The sequence below is a fragment of the Acetobacter sicerae genome (genome assembly GCF_011516765.1).
Classification (GTDB): domain Bacteria; phylum Pseudomonadota; class Alphaproteobacteria; order Acetobacterales; family Acetobacteraceae; genus Acetobacter; species Acetobacter sicerae.
Window position 1 is genome coordinate 1 of the sequence record NZ_JAAABN010000050.1, and the last position, 3687, is coordinate 3687.

Genomic DNA, 3687 nt, shown 5'->3' on the forward strand with positions numbered 1-3687 from the left:
GGGGTCGTTTGCGGGAGGGGGCGAAATCCTACGCTAAGCCGAGGACGCGCTTTCCGTAGTCCCTAAGTTCGCCCTTTGGGCCGACATATCGATAGAGAGTGACACGCTGGATCCCGAGCTCCTTGCACAGATCGGAAACGGAAGTGTCGCGCTGCGCCATGGCGGCCTGAGCAAGACGCACCTGTGCTTTGGTCAGGGCGAATTTTCGGCCGCCTTTGCGACCGCGCGCTCTTGCGGCGGCGAGGCCGGCCATAGTCCGTTCGCGGATCAGGTCACGCTCGAACTCGGCCAGGGTGGCGAAGATACCGAACACCATGCGCCCGGATGCGGTCGTGGTGTCGATCTGAGCGCCCTTTCCGGTCAGCACCCGCAGGCCGATATTGCGATCCGACAGATCCTTCATAGTATTGACCAGGTGGGTAAGCGACCGCCCGAGGCGGTCTAGCTTCCAGACCACCAACACGTCGCCGTCGCGCAGGGATTTCAGGCAGGCGGCCAGTCCGGGCCGATCATCGCGGCCGCCGGAGGCGCGATCCTCATAGATGTTGTCCTGTTCGACGCCGGCGGCGCGCAGGTCGTCGTGCTGTAGGTCGAGGGACTGCGAGCCATCGGCTTTTGAGATGCGTGCGTATCCGATCATCATGTTTCTTAAACGTTGGTTTGAGGCGGCGCGCTGACCACGAAAGATTTGTTCGCTAGAAATGTATCTTAACCAGCTTCATAAACAAAGCGTCTTGAACATTATCAGTTTTTGAAAAAGGAACATGAATGCCGCGCCGCGTCACGCTCACCGATAGACAGAAGGACGCGCTGCTGCGCCTGCCAACCTCCCAGACGGATTTGTTGAGGCACTACACGCTGAGCGATGAAGACCTCGGCCATATCAAGCAGCGTCGGCGCGCTCACAACAGGTTCGGCTTCGCTCTGCAATTGTGCGTCCTTCGCTATCCCGGCCGGGTGTTGGCTCCGGGCGAACTGATCCCGGCGGAAGTCGTTGAATTTATCGGGGCGCAAATTGGCCTGCGTGCTGACGATCTGGTTGAGTATGCCGCCCGCGAAGAGACGCGGCACGAACATCTTGCCGAGTTGCGGGCGCTCTACGGATTCCGTACCTTCTCCGGACGTGGCTCACGCGAACTAAAGGACTGGCTGTTTCGGGAAGCCGAGATGGCGGTGTCGAACGAGGATATCGCCCGCCGCTTCGTGGCTGAGTGCCGACGCACCCGCATGGTTCTTCCTGCAACATCGACGATCGAGCGGCTTTGCGCCAAGGCCCTGGTCGATGCTGAGCGGCGGATCGAGACGAGGATCGCCAGCCGGCTGTCCGTGGCCATCCGGGAGCAGTTGCTGTCATTGCTCGAGGAGACGGCTGACGACCGGGTGACTCGCTTCGTGTGGTTGCGCCAATTCGAGCCTGGGTCGAACTCTTTGTCGGCTAACCGGCTGCTCGACCGGCTCGAATACCTGCAACGTATCGATTTCTCCGAGGATCTGCTGGCCGGTGTTCCTGCTCATCGCGTGACACGTCTGCGTAGGCAGGGCGAACGGTACTATGCAGATGGCATGCGCGATCTTCCGCAAGACAGACGGCTTGCTATTCTGGCCGTTTGCGCGTCGGAATGGCAGGCGATGCTCGCCGACGCCGTGGTCGAAACCCACGACCGGATCGTCGGCAGGCTCTACCGTGCATCAGAGCGCATTTGCCAGGCGAAGGTCGCCGACGAGGCGAACGTGGTGCGCGACACCTTGAAATCCTTCGCCGAAATTGGCGGAGCCCTGGTCGATGCACAGGACGACGGCCAGCCGCTGGACGACGTCATTGCGCGTGGATCGGGTTGGGACGGTTTCAAAACTCTTGTTGCAATGGCAACACGACTGACCGCCACCATGGCGGACGATCCGCTCAATCATGTGCTCGATGGCTATCACCGTTTCCGCCGGTACGCTCCTCGCATGTTGCGCCTGCTCGATCTGCGGGCTGCGCCAGTCGCGCTGCCGCTTCTGGAAGCGGTGACGGCCTTGCGCGCCGGTGTGAATGATGCCGCGCGTATCGGCTTCCTTCGGCCTAGCTCGAAATGGCATCGTCATCTTCGTGCCCAGGCGATTGGCGACACCCGCCTCTGGGAGATCGCGGTGCTGTTCCATCTGCGCGATACGTTCCGCTCCGGGGATGTCTGGCTGGCCAGATCCCGGCGCTATGGCGATCTGAAACATGCACTCGTCCCGGCACAAGCCGTTGCGGAAAGCGGTCGACTCGCCGTGCCATTGCGGCCGGAAGAATGGCTGGCGGACCGCCAAGCTCGTCTCGATATCCGGTTGCGCGAGCTTGGCCGTGCGGCACGCACGGGCACGATTCCCGGCGGTTCGATCGAAAACGGCGTTCTGCATATCGAGAAGCTCGAAGCCGCCGTGCCGACCGGCGCCGAAGATCTGGTACTCGATCTCTACAAGCAGATCCCGCCCACGCGCATCACCGATCTCTTGCTGGAGGTGGATGCAGTGACCGGCTTCACCGAAGCGTTCACACATCTGCGCACTGGAGCGCCCTGCGCCGACCGGATCGGGCTGATGAACGTCATCCTTGCGGAAGGGATCAACCTCGGCCTACGCAAGATGGCCGACGCGACGAACACACACACCTTCTGGGAACTGATCCGCATTGGACGGTGGCATGTCGAGGGCGAAGCCTACGACCGGGCGCTGGCCATGGTGGTCGAGGCGCAAGCAGTGCTACCAATGGCCCAGTTCTGGGGCATGGGCAGCTCGGCCTCGAGCGACGGCCAGTTCTTCTCCGCCACGGAACAAGGCGAGGCCATGAACCTGGTCAACGCGAAATACGGCAATACCCCGGGCCTGAAGGCTTATACCCACGTCTCCGACCAATATGCGCCGTTCGCGACCCAGGTGATCCCTGCGACGGCGAGCGAAGCTCCTTACATCCTCGACGGCCTGCTTATGAACGATGCCGGCCGCCATATCCGCGAGCAGTTCGCTGATACGGGCGGCTTCACCGATCACGTCTTTGCCGCATGCGCCATTCTCGGCTATCGGTTCGCTCCGCGCATTCGCGATCTGCCGTCCAAACGGCTCTATGCATTCAATCCCATGGCCGCCCCGGCCCACCTGCGGGCCATGATCGGCGGAAAAATCAATCAGGTCATGATCGAGCGCAACTGGCCCGATATCCTGCGCATCGCTGCTACCATCGCGGCCGGAAGCATCGCGCCAAGCCAGATCCTGCGCAAACTTGCCTCCTATCCGAGGCAGAACGAACTGGCCACGGCTTTGCGGGAGGTCGGCCGCGTCGAGCGGACCCTGTTCATGATCGACTGGATTCTGGATGCCGAGCTGCAACGCCGTGCCCAGATCGGGCTCAACAAGGGCGAGGCCCATCACGCGCTGAAACGAGCCATCAGCTTCCACCGGCGCGGCGAAATCCGCGACCGTTCCGCCGAAGGCCAGCATTACAGGATCGCCGGCATGAACCTGCTAGCCGCCATCATCATCTTCTGGAACACCATGAAGCTGAGCGAAGTCGTTGCCAGTCACAAACGCGAGGGAAAACTGCTATCGCCCGATCTCTTGGCCCACGTCTCTCCGCTCGGATGGGAGCACATCAATCTCACCGGAGAATATCGCTGGCCAAAGCCTTAACGTAGGATTTCGCCCCCTCCCGCAAACGACCCC

2 protein-coding genes are annotated in these 3687 nt (G+C 61.6%); one reads left to right on the forward strand and one right to left on the reverse strand.

The window, feature by feature from the left end; genetic code table 11:
• Positions 1-28 precede the first annotated feature (28 nt).
• Entirely contained in the window at positions 29-643 is a 615-nt protein-coding gene (locus tag GVI59_RS18330; protein ID WP_173575480.1) for a recombinase family protein, read from the reverse strand.
• 125 nt (positions 644-768) lie between these two features.
• Here GVI59_RS18330 and GVI59_RS18335 point away from each other — a divergent pair, with 125 nt between their 5' ends.
• Positions 769-3654 (forward strand): Tn3 family transposase, encoded by a 2886-nt coding sequence (locus tag GVI59_RS18335; RefSeq protein WP_173575481.1) that lies wholly within the window; start codon positions 769-771, stop codon positions 3652-3654.
• Positions 3655-3687 lie beyond the last annotated feature (33 nt).

Coding starts and splice junctions, on each gene's coding strand:
- GVI59_RS18330 (WP_173575480.1), bottom strand. CDS start 643: ATGATGATCGGATACGCACGCATCTCAAAAGCCGATGGCTCGCAGTCC.
- GVI59_RS18335 (WP_173575481.1), top strand. CDS start 769: ATGCCGCGCCGCGTCACGCTCACCGATAGACAGAAGGACGCGCTGCTG.